The organism is Nonomuraea candida, from assembly GCF_000725485.1.
GTDB classification, from domain to species: Bacteria; Actinomycetota; Actinomycetes; order Streptosporangiales; family Streptosporangiaceae; genus Nonomuraea; species Nonomuraea candida.
Genome location: NZ_JOAG01000005.1, coordinates 221065 through 239320 on the forward strand (window position 1 = coordinate 221065; position 18256 = coordinate 239320).

15 protein-coding genes and 1 pseudogene are annotated in these 18256 nt (G+C 70.7%); 10 read left to right on the forward strand and 6 right to left on the reverse strand.

Features of this window, described 5'->3' with window-relative positions:
- The first annotated feature begins 85 nt into the window (after positions 1 to 85).
- Positions 86 to 1030 (forward strand): Gfo/Idh/MocA family protein, encoded by a 945-nt coding sequence (locus IO39_RS04670; protein WP_043616408.1) that lies wholly within the window; start codon positions 86 to 88, stop codon positions 1028 to 1030.
- A 1-nt stretch (position 1031) separates the two neighbouring features.
- A complete protein-coding gene (locus IO39_RS04675) occupies positions 1032 to 2126 on the forward strand; it encodes a zinc-binding dehydrogenase (protein WP_245641810.1) in 1095 nt (364 codons plus the stop codon).
- Between the two features lie 9 nt (positions 2127 to 2135).
- Here IO39_RS04675 and IO39_RS59860 read toward each other — a convergent pair.
- The 3 genes and pseudogenes from IO39_RS59860 to IO39_RS04690 form a co-directional block, all read right to left on the reverse strand.
- Positions 2136 to 3314, reverse strand: a pseudogene (locus IO39_RS59860) (MGH1-like glycoside hydrolase domain-containing protein); the annotation flags it as partial.
- On the reverse strand, positions 3311 to 4096 hold the full coding sequence (locus tag IO39_RS04685) for a sugar phosphate isomerase/epimerase family protein (protein ID WP_043616418.1): 786 nt from the start codon (positions 4094 to 4096) through the stop codon (positions 3311 to 3313). The pseudogene IO39_RS59860 and the gene IO39_RS04685, both read right to left, overlap by 4 nt.
- Positions 4097 to 4099: 3 nt before the next feature.
- Positions 4100 to 5050 (reverse strand): zinc-dependent alcohol dehydrogenase, encoded by a 951-nt coding sequence (locus tag IO39_RS04690; RefSeq protein ID WP_245641811.1) that lies wholly within the window; start codon positions 5048 to 5050, stop codon positions 4100 to 4102.
- Between the two features lie 191 nt (positions 5051 to 5241).
- Between IO39_RS04690 and IO39_RS04695 the strand changes: the two genes are divergently transcribed.
- Genes IO39_RS04695 through IO39_RS04715 form a run of 5 tightly spaced genes read left to right on the forward strand, consistent with a single transcriptional unit; the run spans position 5242 to position 10485 of the window.
- Positions 5242 to 6129, forward strand: coding sequence for a sugar phosphate isomerase/epimerase family protein (locus IO39_RS04695; RefSeq protein WP_043616422.1), 888 nt, complete (start codon positions 5242 to 5244; stop codon positions 6127 to 6129).
- Between the two features lie 33 nt (positions 6130 to 6162).
- Complete coding sequence (locus IO39_RS04700) at positions 6163 to 7533, forward strand: ABC transporter substrate-binding protein (protein WP_043616424.1); 1371 nt, start codon at positions 6163 to 6165, stop codon at positions 7531 to 7533.
- Entirely contained in the window at positions 7530 to 8492 is a 963-nt protein-coding gene (locus IO39_RS04705; protein ID WP_043616427.1) for a carbohydrate ABC transporter permease, read from the forward strand. Before IO39_RS04700 ends, IO39_RS04705 begins: the two co-directional genes overlap by 4 nt.
- Positions 8479 to 9324 carry a carbohydrate ABC transporter permease gene (locus IO39_RS04710; RefSeq protein WP_052422440.1) on the forward strand — a complete coding sequence of 282 codons (846 nt, stop codon included), beginning with the start codon at positions 8479 to 8481 and terminating at the stop codon, positions 9322 to 9324. The genes IO39_RS04705 and IO39_RS04710 overlap by 14 nt, the downstream gene beginning before the upstream one ends.
- A gap of 3 nt (positions 9325 to 9327) precedes the next feature.
- Entirely contained in the window at positions 9328 to 10485 is a 1158-nt protein-coding gene (locus IO39_RS04715; protein ID WP_043616430.1) for an ROK family transcriptional regulator, read from the forward strand.
- A gap of 73 nt (positions 10486 to 10558) precedes the next feature.
- Here IO39_RS04715 and IO39_RS04720 read toward each other — a convergent pair whose 3' ends face one another.
- Complete coding sequence (locus IO39_RS04720) at positions 10559 to 11323, reverse strand: helical backbone metal receptor (RefSeq protein WP_043616433.1); 765 nt, start codon at positions 11321 to 11323, stop codon at positions 10559 to 10561.
- 97 nt (positions 11324 to 11420) lie between these two features.
- Here IO39_RS04720 and IO39_RS04725 point away from each other — a divergent pair, with 97 nt between their 5' ends.
- Together IO39_RS04725 and IO39_RS04730 are read left to right on the forward strand one after the other, a co-directional pair.
- Entirely contained in the window at positions 11421 to 12224 is an 804-nt protein-coding gene (locus tag IO39_RS04725; RefSeq protein WP_043616436.1) for an SAM-dependent methyltransferase, read from the forward strand.
- Between the two features lie 3 nt (positions 12225 to 12227).
- Positions 12228 to 13145, forward strand: a complete 918-nt coding sequence (locus IO39_RS04730) for a TIGR03619 family F420-dependent LLM class oxidoreductase (protein WP_052422441.1) — start codon at positions 12228 to 12230, stop codon at positions 13143 to 13145.
- Between the two features lie 121 nt (positions 13146 to 13266).
- Here IO39_RS04730 and tpx read toward each other — a convergent pair whose 3' ends face one another.
- Both tpx and icmF read right to left on the reverse strand, forming a co-directional pair.
- Positions 13267 to 13767: a thiol peroxidase gene (tpx, locus tag IO39_RS04735; protein WP_043616439.1), complete on the reverse strand. Its 501-nt coding sequence runs from the start codon at positions 13765 to 13767 to the stop codon at positions 13267 to 13269.
- Between the two features lie 113 nt (positions 13768 to 13880).
- Complete coding sequence (icmF, locus tag IO39_RS04740) at positions 13881 to 17084, reverse strand: fused isobutyryl-CoA mutase/GTPase IcmF (protein WP_043616442.1); 3204 nt, start codon at positions 17082 to 17084, stop codon at positions 13881 to 13883.
- A gap of 117 nt (positions 17085 to 17201) precedes the next feature.
- Here icmF and IO39_RS04745 point away from each other — a divergent pair, with 117 nt between their 5' ends.
- Positions 17202 to 18254, forward strand: coding sequence for a glucose 1-dehydrogenase (locus tag IO39_RS04745; protein WP_043616804.1), 1053 nt, complete (start codon positions 17202 to 17204; stop codon positions 18252 to 18254).
- Positions 18255 to 18256: the final 2 nt, after the last annotated feature.

The window sequence follows — 18256 nt, forward strand, 5'->3', positions numbered from 1 at the left end:
GTCACGGCTCCTGCCCGGGCTATAGCGATTTGAACCTGTTTGTTTGATTGGACCTAGACGTGGCATATGCCGGGTTGTGTCCCCTATGACCCGTGTCGGCATCGTAGGTGCCGGGAATGTCGCCGCTCGCCATGCACACGTCCTGTCCGGGTTCCCCGATGTCACGATCGCCGGGATCGCCGACACCGACCCGAGCAGAGCCGAGGCTCTCGCCTCGGAGCATGGCGCGCCCGCTTATGGCAGCCATGCGGACCTCCTCAGTGCCGGCGGTCTCGATGCTGTCTACGTCTGCGTGCCTCCTTTCGCGCACGGTAACCCGGAACACGACGTTCTGTCGTGCAATCTGCCGATTTTCGTGGAAAAACCACTCTCGTTGGACCTCCAAACCGCAGAAAAAATCGCGGCCGAAATCGAGCGGAGATCTCTGCCCTCCGCCGTCGGCCACCACTGGCGCTACCTCGGGATCGTCGAGCAGGCCCACGACCTGCTCGACGGCCGCCCCGTACGCCTCGCGCTGGGCCACTGGCTGGACAAGGTGCCCCCCGTGGCCTGGTGGCTGAACCCCGACATGTCCGGCGGCCAGATCGTCGAGCAGGCCGTGCACGTCCTGGACCTGGCCCGGCTGCTGGTCGGCGAGGTCTCCATGGTGCACGCCGTGCCCGCCGAGAACACGGTCACCGGCGAGATCGACCGGGCCACGGCCGCGGCCATGCGCTTCGCCGGCGGGGCCGCCGGGCTGCTGGCCACCTCGTGCCTGCTCACCCAGAAGCACCGGGTCGGGCTGGAGGTGTGCGCCGACGGCATCGCGCTGGAGCTGAGCGAGACCCGGCTGCTCGTGGACGGCGAACGCGTGATCGAGGACGACGGCCAGGCCAAGGTCCGGGTGGACCGGGAGTTCATCAACGCGGTGCAGGGCAGGCCGGCCGATGTGCGCGTACCGTACGGGGAGGCGCTGCGCACCCACCGCCTGGCCCTGGCCCTGGCCCAGTCCGCCGCCGAACGGAGGCCGGTGATGCTCGATGACGAGTGACGTGCTGAGTATCGAACGACCGGGCGAGGTCTGCCTGGTCGAGGAGAAGCTGCCCGACGTGCCCGAGGGCGGCTTCCAGGTCGAGACCCTCTACAGCGGGATCTCCGCGGGCACCGAGCTGACCTACGTCAAGGGCACCAACCCCTACCTCGCCGCGACCTGGGACCCGGCGCTCGGGCTGTTCCTGGAGGGCGAGCCATCGGTCTCCTACCCGGTGCGCGGCATCGGCTACATGCAGGTCGGCCGGGTGACCGAGTCGCGCACCCGGGCCGTGCGCGAGGGCGCCACGGTGGCGATGTGCTACGGGCACCGCACGGCGTACGTGGCCGACCCGATGACCGACAGGTTCGTGGAGCTGCCCGCCGACCTCGACCCCCTGCTTGGCATCTACGTCGCCCACATGGGCCCGATCTGCGCCAACGGCCTCCTGCACGCCGCCCACGACCTGCACGGCCCGGCCGTGCGGCACCTGGGCGACGGCGTGCGCGGGCGGCGGGTCGCGGTGGTCGGGGCGGGCGTCGTCGGGCTGCTGACGGCCGTCTTCGCCCTGTCCGGCGGCGCGGCCGAGGTGGTGGTCGTGGACGAGACCCCGGCCCGCCTGGAGATCGCCGCGGCGCTCGGCGCCGGCACGCTGGCAGCCGAGGAGGACCCGGCGGTCACGCTGAAGCGCCGCTGGCGGCACGGCACCGGCGACCGGGGCGCCGACGTGGTCTTCCAGTGCCGCGGCCAGACCAGGGCGCTGGCGCTCGGGCTGCGGCTGCTGCGCCCCCAGGGCACGCTGGTCGACCTGGCCTTCTACACCCAGGGCGCGCAGGAGGTGCGGCTCGGCGAGGAGTTCCACCACAACGGGCTGACGCTGCGCTGCGCCCAGATCGGCCGGGTGCCGCGCGGCCTGGCGCACGCCTGGGACAGGGAGCGGCTCTCGCACGAGACCGTCGCCCTGCTCAGGGAGCACGGCGGGCCGCTACGCGAGCACGTGATCACCGATGTCGTCGACTTTTCCGACGCTCCACTGTTCCTGACCGGCCTGGCGGCCCGGCGGCTTCAGAGCGTTCAGGCCGTGCTCCGCCACCAGGTCGAGGACCAGGGCGGCTGACCAGCTGAAGTCCCTGCATCCGTGACCGCGCAGCGTGCGCGGGTCGAAGTACTCGCGAAAGCCCGACCTGGACACCGCCCGCATGACCGACTCGGCGAGCGTCCTGGCCAGGTCGGGGCGGCGCTCCCGCAGCCCCTGCCAGACCAACCAGCTCACGTTCACCCAGCTCGGCCCGCGCCAGTAGCGGGCGGCGTCGAAGCCGGGCGCGTCGGGGGCGTAACTGGGCAGCGGCAGCTCCTTGAGCCCGAACCGGTCGAGCGCGGTGCCGATCAGCGCCTCGGCCACCTCGGGCGGCAGCCCCGGCAGCATGAGCGGCGTCAGCCCGGCCGCGCTGCTGGAGCGCAGCAGGGCGCCGGACGGCACGTCGCGGGCCTGGAAGAGGCGCCCGTCGAACAGGTGCGTCACCATGGCGCGGGTGAGCGCCGCGGCCTCGCGCTCGTGGGGCTCGGGGTCCAGGCCGCACACCTTGGCGATGCGGGCCAGCGTCGACTCGGCCACGCCGTACGCGGCGTTGAACAGCGGGCACTCGACCTGGAACGCGCCAGGTTCGCGGTAGCCGGACTCGCGGTAGGCCCTGGCCAGCTCGACGTACTGGTGGTAGTCGCGGTCGGTGGGCCGCTCCTCTGCGCTGACGCTGTCGAGGTCTCTGCGCACGAAGCCGAGCGGCCCGGGGCGGACGGCGGCCAGCGGCAGGTCCCAGGCCGGGCTGTTGTCCATGCCCGACTCCCAGGGGTGCACGATCGAGATCAGCCCTTCGGGCGAGCGCCGGGCGCTGCGCAGGAACTCCTGCTGGGCCACCAGCCGGGGGTAGATCCGGCGCAGGAACGCGGGATCGGGCTCCGACAGGTGCACCTTCCAGGCGGCCAGCGCGTGCACGGGCGGCTGGACGATGCCGGAGGTGCGCACCCCGGACGGCGCCCCGGTCCGCCAGAACTCGGGGCCGGGGAAGTAGGCCCCCTCGGGCACCGCCGGGTTGAACACGATGTGCGGCACCCTGCCGTCGGCCCACTGGGCCCCGAACAGGGTCAGCAGCTCCGCCCTGGCCCGGCGCGGCGACCAGCGGGCGTTGCCGATCGCGATGAACGCGGAGTCCCAGCTCCACTGGTGGGGGTAGAGGCGACGGGAGGGGACCGTGTAACTGCCGTCCCAGTTGCTGGCCAGGACGCGCACGGCGTCGCGGAGGATCATAGATATTTCCTCACGAATGCTGCGGTTTGGGGGAGGACGATCTCGGGCTCGCCGCGGAGCCGGCACTCCAGCGCGAGGTAGCCGTCGAAGCCGACGGCGTCGAGGGTGGCCAGCTGCGCGCCCCAGTCGAGGTGGCCGGTGCCCGGCTGGTTGCGGTTGGACTCGCTGATCTGCATGTGCGCGATGTAGGGGGCCGCGTCGATCAGCGCGCGGCAGGGGTCGTCCTCCTCGATGTTCATGTGGTACGTGTCGCCGACCACCCTGATGGAGTCCATGGCGCAGTAGGAGACCGCCTCGGCCAGGGTGTTGACCATGTGGTTCTCGTAGCGGTTGAGCGGCTCCAGCATGATCAGCACGCCGTTGCGCTGCGCGTGCTCGCCGAGGATGCCCAGCGCCTCGGCCAGCACCTCGCGGTCCTCCTCGGGGCTGCGCGGCGGCTCGAACGGGGGCAGCCGGCGCGAGAACTGCCCCCAGGAGGCGGGCGTCATGACGCCGATGCCGCCCAGCTCGCCGATCACCGTGAGCTGCGAGCGGAGCTGCTGGATCGCGTCCTTGCGCTTGGCCGGGTCGAAGTCGCCGATGAAGTGGGGCATGTCCACGCAGACCGTCGGCATCACCACGCCGTCGGCCAGCGCGCGCTTCAGCTCGGTGAGGCGGCCCGCGAAGTGGAAATCGCCCTTGCCGCGCAGCTCGATCGCGTCGAACCCGGCGTCGAGCGCGAACGCGTACTTCTCCTGCAGCGAGCGACCGGGCAGAAGCTGCTCCTGTACGGCGAGCTTCACTGTTTACTCCTTGAATTCGAAGACGAGCTGGAGCACCTCGGACTGGTGCTTGTCGAGCAGGTCGAACGCCTCGGCCGCCCGGTCGGCGGGCATGACGTGGCTGATGAGCTCGCCGGCGTCGACCTCGCCGCGGTGCACGAGCTCCATGAACGTGCGCTGCAGGCGCTCGACGTCCCACCGGTGCGCCAGCCACGAGGCGACGCCGCCGATCTGGGAGGAGACGAGCTGGACCTGGTTGTGGTGGAACTCCTCGCCGAGCCGCAGGCCGATGCCGTCGCCCTGGTAGAAGCCGGCGGCCACGACCCGGCCGCCCTTGCGGACGGTCCTGATCGCCTCGTGCAGGCCCTGGTGGCTGCCGCTGAGCTCGATGACGGTGTCGGCGCCCTCGATCCGCTTGCGCATGAACTCGGCCACCGAGCCCGAGGCCACGTCGAAGGTCTCGGCCGCGCCGAACCTCCTGGCCAGCTCCAGCCGGTCGGCGATGGCGTCGGCGGCGACCACGCGGGCGCCGCTGAGCACGGCCAGGCGGGTGGCGAGCAGCCCGATGACGCCCTGGCCGAAGATCGCGATCTGGTCGCCGAGGTGCACGTCGGCGGCGTGCACGGCGTTGAGCGCGATGGCGCCCACCCGGGCGAAGACGCCGGTCAGGGGGTCGGCGCCGGGGGGCAGGACGTGGCCGACGAGCTTGTCCGCCGGGACGACGGCCTCGGCGCGGTGGCCCCAGATGCCCCACACCAGGCTGCCGATCGGCGGGTCGGCCACATCGGGCGCGGCCTCCACCACCTCGCCGACCTCCTGATAGCCCCACCCCGACAGGGGGTATGCGTGCGTCTGACCCTCGGTGAAGAGCCTGCGCTCGGTGTCCCACTTGCGAGTGAGGTAGGGGTTGGTACCGCGATAGGCGGTGAGTTCGGTGCCCGCTGAGACTCCTGAATAGAGAGTGCGTACTCGCACTGTGCCCGGGACGAGTTCGGCGGGCGACTCCAGGCTGACGCGGACTTTGCCTGGCTCTTGGAAGGTGATGACGCGCATTCCCCACACTTATGCGTATTGATCAAACAAAAGTCAAAGCTTTAGCGCTTGTTTGCACACGATAGTTGCGCCGGTAACACTCTTAAGTCTACGACTTCCGTCGGAGGTGACTGATGAAATTGGGGTTTCTGACTGCGTGTCTTCCGGAAAGCGACCTTACCGACATAGCACGCTGGGCCGCGAACCAGGGCTTCGAGGCGCTGGAGGTGGCCGGATGGCCTGCTCCTGATGAGCGAAATCACATCAGAGTAGATCGTTTCGACGACGCCGAATGCGAGCGAGTCAGGCGAATCTTCGCGGAGAGCGGACTCACGCTTTCCTCGATCGCGTACTACGAGAACAATCTGCACCCTGAGGCTGGGCCGGAGGTGAACGCGCACGTCAGGCGGTGCGTCGAGGCCGCCGCCGCGCTCGGCTGCCCCACCGTGGGCACCTTCGTGGGCCGCGACCCCCGGCTGCCGGTGCGCGACAACCTCAAGCTGGCCGCCGACGTCTTCGGCCCGCTCGTCGAGCACGCCCGCCGGCACGGCGTCGAGCTGGTGATCGAGAACTGCGTGATGAAGAGCTGGCATCCCGATGGATATCCCGGCAACCTGGCCTACTCCCCCGAGCTGTGGGAGTGGATGTTCACGCTCGGGCTCAAGCTCAACTACGACCCCTCACACCTGGTGGCGCTGGGGATCGACCCGGTCGCGGCGATGGTCCCGCACATCGGGAACATCGCGCACGTCCAGGCCAAGGACACCCAGCTCCTCGACGGCAGGATCGACCGATACGGGTTCTACGGCCCGATCAGCGGGGAGAAGGGCTGGTACCGCTTCCGGGTGCCCGGCCTCGGCCAGGTCGACTGGACCAGGGTGATCGACGCGCTCTACGAGGGCGGCTACGACGGGGTCGTCTCCGTCGAGCACGAGGACCCGGTGTGGAGCGGAAGCACGGAGAGGGTACAGACCGGTCTCGGTATCGCCTACCGCACGTTGCGGCCTCTCGTGCACGGGTAAGGGGCGGCATATCCCCGACCGGAGGAGCGCGTCATGCCGAAGAAGGTAACCGCCGCCCTCTCCGTCCCGCTGCTGGCCGCCGCCCTGGCGGCCTGCGGCGGCGGCGGTGGCGAGCAGTCGTCCACCAGCAACGAGATCACGGTCTGGACCGAGGAGAACCTCGAGGACCGGATGGCCGTGCAGAACACCATCGTCGCCGAGTTCACCCGGAAGACCGGGATCAAGGTCAAGCTGGTCGGCGTCGCGGAGGACCAGTTCAGCCAGACCCTCACCGCCGCCGCGGCGGCGGACGACCTGCCCGACGTGATCGGCGCGCTGCCGCTGGCGTCGGTGCGCGAGATGGAGGCCAACGAGCTGCTCGACACCGAGACGCCGGGCCGGATCGTCGACCAGCTCGGCCGCGACACGTTCTCGGCGCGGGCGCTGGAGCTGACCAGCTCGGGCGGCACGCTGCTGGCGGTGCCCAGCGACGGGTGGGCGCAGCTCATCCTGTACCGCAAGGACCTGTTCGACAAGGCCGGGCTGCGCCCGCCGGACACGTACGAGGCGCTGGAGACCGCCGCGGCCAAGCTCAACACGGGCGGGGTCGCGGGCATCACGCTGGCCATCGCGCCGAAGGACTCCTTCACCGCGCAGAGCTTCGAGCACGTGGCGCAGGCGAACGGGTGCCAGCTCATCGACGGCTCCGGGAACGTCGCCCTCGACTCGCCCCAGTGCACGCGGGCCTTCGAGTTCTACGCCAAGCTGGCCAAGAACTACTCGGTCAAGGGCAAGCAGGACGTCGACTCCACCCGGGCCACCTACTTCTCGGGCAGCGCGGCCATGATGATCTGGTCGTCGTTCATCCTCGACGAGATGGCGGGGCTGCGCAAGGACGCGCTGCCGAGCTGCCAGCAGTGCCGCGAGAACCCGGAGTGGCTGGCCGAGAACACCGGCGTGGTCACGGCGCTGAAGGGGCCCGACGGGAGCGCGCCCGCACAGTACGGCGAGATCGTCTCCTGGGCGATCACCCGTGACGCCGCCAAGGACTCCGCCGCCAAGTTCGTCTCGCACATGATGAACGAGGGCTACGAGCGCTGGATCGGGATGGCCCCGGAGGGCAAGTTCCCCACCCGCAAGGGCTTCGACGACAAGTGGGACAAGCTGCCCGCCGGGGTGGACACCAAGAAGCCGCTGTCCGACGTCTACCCGGCCGACGTGCTCGACGCGCTGCGCAAGAGCCCCGACACGTTCGCCCGCTGGGGCATCCCGCAGGGCCAGGGCAAGCTGGTCGGCGCCACGATGGGCGAGCTGCCCGTGCCCAAGGCGCTGAGCGCGGTGGTGGACGGCTCGCTCACCCCGCAGGCCGCCGCCGCCCAGGCCAAGGCCGACGTCGAGTCGATCAAGCGCGGGATCCGGCAATGACCGTGACGCGCGCCGAGCCGCAGGCCCCGCCCCCGCGGCAGCGGCGCCGGCGCGGGGGCACGCTGCGGGAGCAGGAGGGCCGGGCCGGGCTCACGCTCATCTCGCCCACGCTGATCATCACGCTGGTCGTGGTGGTGCTGCCGCTGCTGTGGGCGATCATGCTGGCGTTCCAGGACGCGCGGCTGATCAACATCCGGCGGGTGGGCGTCTTCGGCAACTACACGCTGGAGAACTTCTCCTACGTCATGTCGGAGCCGGGGTTCTGGTCGTCACTGGTCAACACGCTCGTCTACACCGTCGCGGGGACGGCGTTGTCGATCGCGATCGGGCTGGTGACGGCGCTGGCGCTGCGCGACCGGTTCCCCGGGCGCACGGTGATCAGGGCCTCGATCCTGATCCCGTACGTGGCCCCGGTGGTGGCGGTGGCCTTCCTGTGGGAGACGATGCTCAACCCGCAGTACGGCATCGTCAACACCTGGCTGGCGGAGCCGATCGCCTTCCTCACCCAGGCCAGGGGCGAGTTCCTGGGCGTCCAGGTGCCCGTGGCGCTGCTGACGGTGATCGCGTTCGAGGCGTGGCGGTACTTCCCGTTCGCCTTCCTGTTCATCCTGGCCCGGCTCCAGGCGCTGCCGGCCGAGCTGGACGAGGCCGCGGTCGTGGACGGCGCGACGCCCACCCAGCGGTTCCGGTACGTGATCATGCCGCAGCTCTGGCGGATCATCGCGCTGCTGTCGGTGCTGCGCTTCGTCTTCACCTTCACCAAGTTCGACGACGTCTACCTGCTGACCGGCGGCGGGGCCGGCACCGAGGTGGTCAGCGTGCGCGTCTACAACTTCCTGACCTCGCGCGACGACATCGGGGCCGCGGCCGCGCAGGCGATCGTGCTGGCGCTCTTCCTCGTCGTCTTCCTGGCCATCTACCTGAGGTTCTTCGCCGGGGGTGAACGTGAGCAGAGATAGGTTCGAGCGCGGCCTGTTCGCGGTGCTCAGGCCGGTGGTGATCGCCTTCCTCTTCCTGATCACCGGATTCCCGTTCCTCTACATGGTGATGCTGTCGGTCCGCGACATCCAGGAGCTCATCCTGGCGCCGGGCTCGTTGTGGCCGCGCGCCTTCACCTTCGACACCTACGTCAACGTGCTGACCCGGCAGGGCTTCCTCGACTTCCTCAGGAACAGCGCGATCATCTCGGTGGCCTCGGTGGCGGTCACGCTGCTGATCTCGATCCCCGGCGCGTACGCCGTGGCGCGGCTGCGCTTCTTCGGCCGGCGCCAGGTGCATTTCCTCTTCCTGGCCGTCTACCTCTTCCCGGCGATCGTGCTGGCCATCCCGCTGTTCGTGCTCTTCACCATGATCGGACTGCGGGGGTCCCTGATCGGGTTGATCCTCGTGTATATCGCGCAAACGGTGCCTGTCACGGTATACATGCTCCGCAACTACTTCGAGACCGTGCCGCAAAGCGTGGAAGAAGCGGCCGCGATCGACGGGTGCACGAGGTTGTCGACCATCTGGCGCGTGGTGCTGCCGCTGTCCAAGCCCGCGCTGATGGCCACCGGCCTCTACGCGTTCATGATCGCGTGGAACGAGTTCCTGTTCGCCCTGCTCTTCCTGGTGGAGAGAAGGGAGAGCTGGACGGTGTCCCTGGGGCTCTCTCAGCTGGCGGGGAGCATAGAGATCCCGACGACGGTCCTGATGGCAGGTTCGGTGGTGCTCACGCTGCCCATCGTGATCGTGTTCTTCGCCAGTGAACGCCTGCTGACGGAGGGCCTCACCGCAGGAGCGGAGAAGGGATAGACCATGCTCACGGCAGGCCAGATCCTCCAGCTCATCCGCAATGGCTCCTGCCGTACCCGCAAGGAACTGATCGAGTACACCGGCCTGTCCAGGTCGACGATCACCGACCGGCTCGACCGGCTCATCGACGCCGGCTACATCCACGAGTCCGGCGTCGGCACCTCCGGGGGCGGCCGGCCGCCCTCGGTGCTCGACATCGACGCGACCAAGCGCCTGATGCTGGTGGCCGACCTGGGCGCCACCCACGCCAGGGTGGCGCTCACCGACCTGGCCGCGCGCCCGATCGCCGAGGCGAGCACCGAGATGCGCATCGAGCTCGGGCCCGAGGCCGTGCTGTCGTGGGTGCGCGACGCCTTCCAGCGGCTGCTCGACCGGGCGGGCCGGCCGGCCGAGGAGGTGTGCGGCATCGGCCTGGACCTGCCCGGCTCGGTGGACCACACCACCGGCCGGGTGATCAGGTCCTTCCTGATGCCCGGCTGGGACGACCACCCCGTCGGCGCGGCGATCGGCTCGATGTACGACGTGCCGATCCTGGTGGAGAACGACGCCAACGCCATGGCGCTGGGCGAGTGGTGGTCCTTCTGGCGCGACACCGACTCCCTCGTCCTCGTGAAGGTCTCCACGGGCATCGGCACCGGCATCATCCTCGACGGGCAGATCTACCGCGGCGTCGAGGAGGCCGCGGGCAACATCGGCCACGTACGGCTGCGCGAGACCGACGACCGGGTCTGCACCTGCGGCTCGCGCGGCTGCGTGGCCTCCCTGGCCAGCGGTCACGCCCTGGCCACCGACCTGGGGGTGGCCTCCAGCCGGGAGGTGGTCAGCATCGTGCAGGCCGGCGACCCCGAGGCCATCGCCCGCGTCCAGGAGGCCGGGCGCACGCTCGGGCTCGTGCTGGCCACCGCGGTCAGCCTGCTCAACCCGGGGGTGCTGGTGCTGGCCGGGGACATGGCCGAGACCAGGGAGCACTATCTGACGGGCATCAGAGAGATCGTCTACCGGCGCAGCCTGCCGTACACGACCAGGAATCTGGAGATCGTCACCAGCTCGCTGGGCGACCGGGCGGGGATCGTGGGCATGGCGGTGATCGTCATGGAGCACGTGCTCTCCCCCAGCGCCGTGGACGCCGCCCTGGCCGAGCGGACCGACGCGGTCGGCTAGCTGCTCGGCCACGCCGGGGCGCGGCCTCCGCCGGGCCGGTCGGGGGCGCGGCCCCGGGGGAAGGGGTTGTGGCTCAGACCGGGGGCAGGGGGCCGGCGAGGGCGTGGCGCAGCAGGGCGGGGGCCTCCAGCAGGGAGGGGCCGTACCAGGTGAGCAGGCGGCCGCTGACCGGGGCGCAGGCCAGGCCGGGGAAGGACTCGGGCCCGTCGGTCTGGCTGAAGGCGTAGGGCTCGTCGGGCAGGACCACGAGGTCGGGGCGGCGCTCGTTCAGCTCGGCCAGCGGGATCTTCGGGTAGCGCTCGGGGTGGGAGGCGTACAGGTTGTCCACGCCCAGGCGCCTGAGCACGTCGCCGGTGAAGGTGTCGCGGCCCACCACCATCCAGGGGCGGCGCCAGATCGGCACGATGGCCGTGCGCCGGGGGCCGTCGTGGGGCGCGCGCCAGCGCTCGCGGGCCGCCGCCAGCCAGGCGGGCGGCTCCGTACGGCACGCGAGCGCGAACATGCGCTCCAGCGAGGTGAACGCCTCCTCCACCGTCTCGATCCGCGTGACCCAGACGGCCAGGCCCGACGCGCGCAGGGCCTCGACGTCGGCCGGCCGGTTCTCCTCGGCGTTGGCCAGCACCACGTCGGGCCGCAGCCGCCGGATCGTGTCGAGGTCGGGGTTCTTGGTGCCCCCGATTCTGGTCACGTCGAGATCGGCCGGATGCGAGCACCAGTCGGTGGCCCCGACCAGCGCGCCGGGCACGGTCGCCGCCACCGACTCGGTCAGCGACGGCACCAGCGACACGATCCTGCGCACGGTGCCGGGAATCTTCACGGCCGCACCGGTGTCATCCACAACGACAGCGTAGATCCACGGGTTCACTGATCGTTTGTCGCCGCGAACCCGTAGACTCCGGGGTGAAGATCGTTACTTCTTGATCGGGGGATGACGGTTGGAGCGGGATTCGCTCGGCTTCGATCCGAACACACCCAGCGTGGCCAGGCTCTACGACTACTACCTCGGGGGCAAGGACCACTTCCCCGCCGACCGCGCGGCCGCGGAGAAGATCCTCCAGGTGGCTCCCGAGCTGCGCGCGGCGGCCCGGGCCAACCGGGCGTTCCTCGGCCGGGCCGTGCGCTTCCTCGCCGAGTCCGGCGTGACGCAGTTCCTCGACATCGGCACCGGGCTGCCGACCCAGGGCAACGTGCACGAGGTGGCCAGGAAGGTCCTCCCCGACGCCAAGGTGGTCTACGTCGACCACGACCCGGTGGTGCTGGTGCACGCCAGGGCGCTGCTGGCCGGGCAGGGCGACACCACCGTGGTCCAGGGCGACCTGCGCGACCCGGCGGCGATACTCAAGGACCCCGAGGTGGTGCGCACGCTCGACTTCGACCGGCCGGTCGCCGTGCTGCTGGTGGCGGTCATGCACTTCATCGCCGAGTCCGACCACCCCGCGCGCATCCTGTCGACCCTGCGCGAGGCCCTGGCCCCCGGCAGCTACCTGGTCATGTCCCACGGCACCAGCGACGCCAGGCCCGACGCCGTCGACAAGGGCACCGAGGTCTACCGCACCGCCAGCGCCCCTCTGACGCTGCGCGGCCGTGACCGGATCCTGGAGCTGTTCGACGGGTTCGAGCTGGTGGACCCGGGCCTGGTCTGGCTGCCCGAGTGGCGTCCCGAGCAGGCCGACGTGATCGACTTCGTCGACAACCCGCAGTCGTCGCTCATCCTGTGCGGCGTGGGCAGGAAGGGCTGAGCGATGCGGATCGGGCTGGCCGTGCCGCAGTACGGCAGGTTCGCGGCGCTGTCCAGCGTGCTGCGGGTGGCGCGCGAGGCCGAGTCGATGGGCTTCCACAGCCTGTGGGCGGGCGACCGGCTGCTGACGCCGCTGCGGCCGAAGGACCGCTATCCGGGCGGCGACGGCACGATCCCCGAGGCGCACCGGGTCTTCCTCGACCCGTTCGCAGTGTTGTCGGTGGCCGCCTCGGCGACCTCGTCGGTGCGCCTGGGCACCAGCGCGCTCAACGCGTGCTGGTATTCTCCGGCGGTCCTGGCCCGCTCGCTCACCACCATCGACCACCTCAGCGGCGGGCGGCTCGACGCGGGGCTCGGGCTCGGCTGGTCCTCCGACGAATACGCCGCGGCCGGCGTGCCGTGGAAGGACCGCGCGCGGCGCTACGACGCCATCCTCGACGCGCTGGAGACGATCTGGACCACCGACCCGGTCTCGTTCGAGCACGACCTGTGGACGATCGCCCCCAGCCACATCGAGCCCAAGCCGGCCGGCCGGCCGCCGCTCTACCTGGCCGGCTTCTCCGAGGCGGCGCTGCGCCGCATCGGACGCAGGGCCGACGGCTGGCTGACGGCCGCGCTGCCCGTTCCCGCGCTCGCGTCGATGTGGCAGGGCGTGTGCCGCGCCGCCGAGGAGGCCGGCCGCGACCCCGCCGGGCTGCGCATGATCCTGCGCTCCAACCCGGTGATCACCGAAGGCGGCACACCGCCCAGGAGCGGCACGGTCGCCGAGATCGCCGCTTACCTCGCCACGGTGGCCGAGGCCGGGGTCCACGAGATCATCCTCGACCTCCAGCACACCGCCACGGACGACGACCACCTGCTCGACCTGGCCGCCGCCGTCAAGTCCGAGCTGGCCACCCGCCTGCCCGCACCGGCCCCCTGACCACGGCTTTCCTCCGCCGAGGCACGCTGCCTTCCCCGAGCCTCACCGTCCCCAAACCCCGCCGTCCCCGCCGGACGCTCCCGGAGGGGGCCGGCGGGGCGGGGCGGTCAGACGCGGCGGGTTACTTGAGTGCGGACAGGGCGGCGTCGTAGTCGGGCTCGGTGGTGATCTCCGGCACGAGCTGCGCGTGGACGACCCGGTTGGCGCCGTCGAGCACGATCACCGCGCGCGCGGCCAGCCCGCTCAGCGGCCCGCTCTCCTGTGCGACGCCGTAGTCGGTCAGGAACTCGCGGCCCCGCATGAGCGAGAGCGTGGTGACGTTCTCGAGGCCCTCGGCGCCGCAGAAGCGCTTCTGGGCGAACGGCAGGTCGGCCGAGATGCACAGGACGGCCACGTCGGGGTGCTCGGCGGCGATCTCGTTGAAGCGGCGCACCGAGGCCGCGCAGACGCCGGTGTCGACGCTCGGGAAGATGTTGAGCACCTTGGTCTTCTGGCCGAACTCCTCCAGCGTGTGATCGGCCAGGTCGCCGCCCACCAGCCGGAAGGCGGGGGCGCTGTCGCCGGGCTGCGGGAAGGTGCCGGCCACGGTGACGGGGTTGCCCTTGAAGGTGACGTCGGACATGGAAATCCTCCTGTTACGGAATGGTTGCCCAGGCCCGATGATCCTATCGGCGCGCAGCCGTACAGCCAGGTCAGGCTCAGCCGCCAGGCGCGGAGCCGTACCCGGCCTGCCGCTCAGACGTTGCGGCGGTACTGGCCGCCCGCTTCGAACAGGGCCTCGGTGATCTGGCCCAGGGAGCAGTGGCGGGCCGCCTCCATCAGCACCTCGAACGCGTTGCCCTCCGACATCGCCACCTCGCGCAGCCGGGCGAGGTGGGCGGGCGCCTCCGACCGGTTGCGCTCGTGGAAGGCGCGCAGCCGGTCGAGCTGCGAGCGCTTCTCCTCCTCGGTGCCCCTGGCCAACTCCAGCTTGTGGGCGTCGGACTCGTTCTCGCCGTTCGGGTTGCGGAAGGTGTTGACGCCGACGATGGGCAGCGAGCCGTCGTGCTTGCGCATCTCGTACAGCATGGACTCGTCCTGGATCTTGCCGCGCTGGTAGCCGGTCTCCATCGCGCCGAGCACGCCGCCCCGGTCGGACAGCCGCTCGAACTCGGCCAGCACCGCCTCCTCCACCAGGTCCGTGAGCTCCTCGATGATGAACGCGCCCTGCAGCGGGTTCTCGTTCCTGGCCAGGCCCCATTCGCGGTTGATGATGAGCTGGATGGCCATGGCGCGGCGCACGGAATCGGCCGACGGGGTGGTGACGGCCTCGTCGAAGGCGTTGGTGTGCAGGCTGTTGCAGTTGTCGTAGACGGCGATCAGCGCCTGGAGGGTGGTACGGATGTCGTTGAAGTTCATCTCCTGGGCGTGCAGCGAGCGGCCCGAGGTCTGGATGTGGTACTTCAGCTTCTGCGAGCGCTCGCCGGCGCCGTAGCGCTCGCGCATCGCCACCGCCCAGATGCGGCGCGCCACCCGGCCGAGCACGCTGTACTCGGGGTCCATGCCGTTGGAGAAGAAGAACGACAGGTTCGGCGCGAAGTCGTCGATCTTCATGCCCCTGGCCAGGTACGCCTCCACGTACGTGAAGCCGTTGGCCAGCGTGAAGGCGAGCTGGCTGATGGGGTTGGCCCCGGCCTCGGCGATGTGATAGCCGGAGATCGAGACCGAGTAGAAGTTCCTGACCCCGTTGCGGATGAACCACTCCTGGATGTCGGCCATCATCCGCAGGGAGAACTCGGTGGAGAAGATGCAGGTGTTCTGGCCCTGGTCCTCCTTGAGGATGTCGGCCTGCACCGTGCCCCTGACCGTGGCCAGGGTGCGCGCGCTCAGCTCGCGGTCCTCGGCCTCGTCGGGGTCGCGGCCGTGCTCGGCGCGGAAGCGGTCCCTGGCCTGGTCGATGGCGGCGTTGAGGTAGAAGGCCAGGATCGTGGGGGCCGGGCCGTTGATCGTCATGGAGACGGACGTGTTGGGCGCGGCCAGGTCGAACCCGTCGTAGAGCACCTTCATGTCGTCGAGGGTCGCGATCGAAACCCCCGAAGTGCCGACTTTTCCGTAAATGTCGGGGCGCAGGTCGGGGTCGTGACCGTACAGCGTGACCGAGTCGAACGCGGTGGACAGCCGCGTCGCGGGCTGCCCCTCCGACAGCAGCTTGAAGCGCCTGTTGGTGCGGAACGGATCGCCCTCGCCGGCGAACATCCGGGTCGGGTCCTCGTCGTCGCGCTTGAACGGGAAGACCCCGGCGGTGAACGGGAACATCCCCGGCAGGTTCTCGCCGCGCAGGAAGCGCAGCAGGTCGCCGTGGTCGTGGTAGCGCGGCAGGGCCACCCTCGGGATACGGTTGCCCGACAGCGTCTCGCGCCAGAGCGGGGTGTGGATCTCGCGGTCGCGCACCTTCACCACCAGCTCGTCGGCGGTGTAGCGCTCCCTGATCGCGGGCCAGCCGTCGAGCAGCGCCCGGCTCTCGTCGGACAGCTCCCGCTCCGCCCGCTCGGCCAGCTCGGCCAGCTCTCCACCGTCCCCCTGGTTCAGGAGGTCGCGGACGGCGGCGAGCTGCTGGCGGCGGCGGGCCACCTCGGCCTGGGCGAGCGTCTCGGCGTGGTAGGCGCGCACGGTCTCGGCGATGTCGGCCAGGTAGCGGGCCCTGGCCGGCGGGACGATGGCCGCCGACGCCTTGGAGACGCGGCCCTCGACCGGCGCCAGCAGTCCCGGGCTCTCGGCGCCGGTCGGGAGCAGCGGCTTGAGGTGGTGGTAGAGGGCGGTGACGCCGCTGTCGTTGTAGCGGGCCGCGATGGTGCCGAAGACCGGCATCTCCTCGGGAGAGACGCCGAACGCCTCGCGGTTGCGTACGAGCTGGCGGCGCACGTCGCGCAGGGCGTCCTCCGCGCCGCGCCGCTCGTACTTGTTGATCACCACGGCCTCGGCGAAGTCCAGCATGTCGATCTTCTCGAGCTGGGAGGCCGCCCCGAACTCGGGCGTCATGACGTAGATCGGCACGTCCACGTGCGGCACGATGCCCGCGTCGCCCTGGCCGATGCCGGGCGTCTCCACGATCACCAGGTCGTGCCCGGCGGCGCGGCAGGCCGCGATCACGTCGTCGAGGCAGGCGGGCACCTCGTTGGCCGCGCCCCGGGTGGCCAGGGAGCGGAAGTAGGTCTGCGGGCTCAGGCTGTTCATCCTGATGCGGTCGCCGAGCAGCGCGCCGCCGCCGCGCCGGCGGGTGGGATCGATGGCGATGATCGCGATGCGCAGCTTGTCGTCGTTGTCCACGCGGAACCTGCGGACCAGCTCGTCGGTGAGCGAGGACTTGCCGGAGCCGCCCGTGCCGGTGATGCCGAGCACCGGGGCGCGCCGCTCCACCCCCCTCAGGCCCTCCAGCAGGCCGGCCGGGGCGCGGCCCGACTCGATGAGCGTGATCGCGCGGGCCAGCGCCGCCTGGTCGCCCGAGACCACGGCCTCCACCGACGGCGGATCGCCCAGCTCGACGTCACAGTCCTCGATCAGCTTGTTGATCATGCCGGGCAGGCCGTACCGCTGGCCGTCCTCCGGCGAGAAGATGCGGGTGACGCCACGGGAGTGCAGCAGCTCGATCTCCTCGGGGACGATCACGCCCCCGCCGCCGCCGTACACCTTGACGTGGCCCGCGCCGCGCTCGCGCAGCAGGTCCACCAGGTAGGAGAAGAACTCGACGTGCCCGCCCTGGTAGGAGCTGATCGCCACGCCCTGGACGTCCTCCTGGATGGCGGCCGTGACGATCTCGTCCACGGAGCGGTTGTGCCCAAGGTGGATGACCTCGGCCCCCTGGGACTGGAGGATGCGCCGCATGATGTTGATCGCCGCGTCGTGGCCGTCGAACAGGGCCGCGGCGGTGACGAAGCGGACTGGGTGTACCGGGACGTGCACGCCTGATCACTCCTTCGTGGAGGCTCCATCTACGAAGATACTAGGACGTCCTACTATTTCCCAAGAGCGCTATTTCCCAACGGCGGGGTAGGGAGCAAGGCGAAGGGGGTGGCGGCGATGCGCGCGCTGACGTTCGTGCCCGGGGTGAAGGGCACGCTCGACGTGGAGGAAGTGCCCGACCCGACGCCGGGCCAGGGCGAGCTGCTCGTCCAGGGCCTGGCCCTGGGCGTCTGCGGGACCGACAGGGAGCTGGAGCGGGGCGAGTACGGCTGGGCGCCGCCCGGCAGGGAACGCATGGTCATCGGCCACGAGTCGCTCGGCCGCGTGGTCCAGGCCCCGGAGGGCTCGGCGTTCTCGCCGGGCGATCTGGTCGTGGGCGTCGTGCGGCGGCCCGACCCCGTGCCGTGCGGCGCCTGCGCGCGGGGCGAGTTCGACATGTGCCGCAACGGCCGCTACACCGAGCGGGGCATCAAGGAGATCGACGGGTACGCCGCCGAGCTGTGGACCGTCGAGGCCGGCTACGCGGTGCGCCTGGACCCGGCCCTGGAGAGCGTCGGCGTGCTGGTCGAGCCCGCCTCGGTGGTGGCCAAGGCGTGGGAGCAGATCGAGCGGATCGGCTCGCGCGCCTGGTTCGAGCCGCACACCCTGCTGGTCACCGGCGCCGGGCCGATCGGGCTGCTGGCGGCGCTGCTCGGCCACCAGCGGGGGCTGGAGGTGCACGTGCTCGACCGGGCGCCGCGCGGGCTCAAGTCGGAGCTGGTGGAGGCGCTGGGCGGCACCTACCACTCGGCCTCGACGCTGGAGTCGTTCACGGCGGCCAAGCCGGACATCATCATCGAGTGCACCGGGGCGGGGCAGCTCGTCATCGACACCATGACCACCACCTCCGCCGCCGGGATCGTCTGCCTGTGCGGGCTCGCGCCGGGCGGGCGGGCGCACCGGGTGGACGCCGGGGTGATCAACCGGGACATCGTGCTGGAGAACGACGTGATCTTCGGCACCGTCAACGGGAACCTGCGGCACTTCCGCGACGCGGCCACGGCACTGGCCGCGGCGGACCCGGAGTGGTTGCGGCGGCTGATCACGCGCGAGGTGCCGCTGTCCCGTGCGTCCGAGGTCTTCGAACCGGCCGAGAACGACGTGAAGGCGGTCATCGACCTGACCCGCTGACC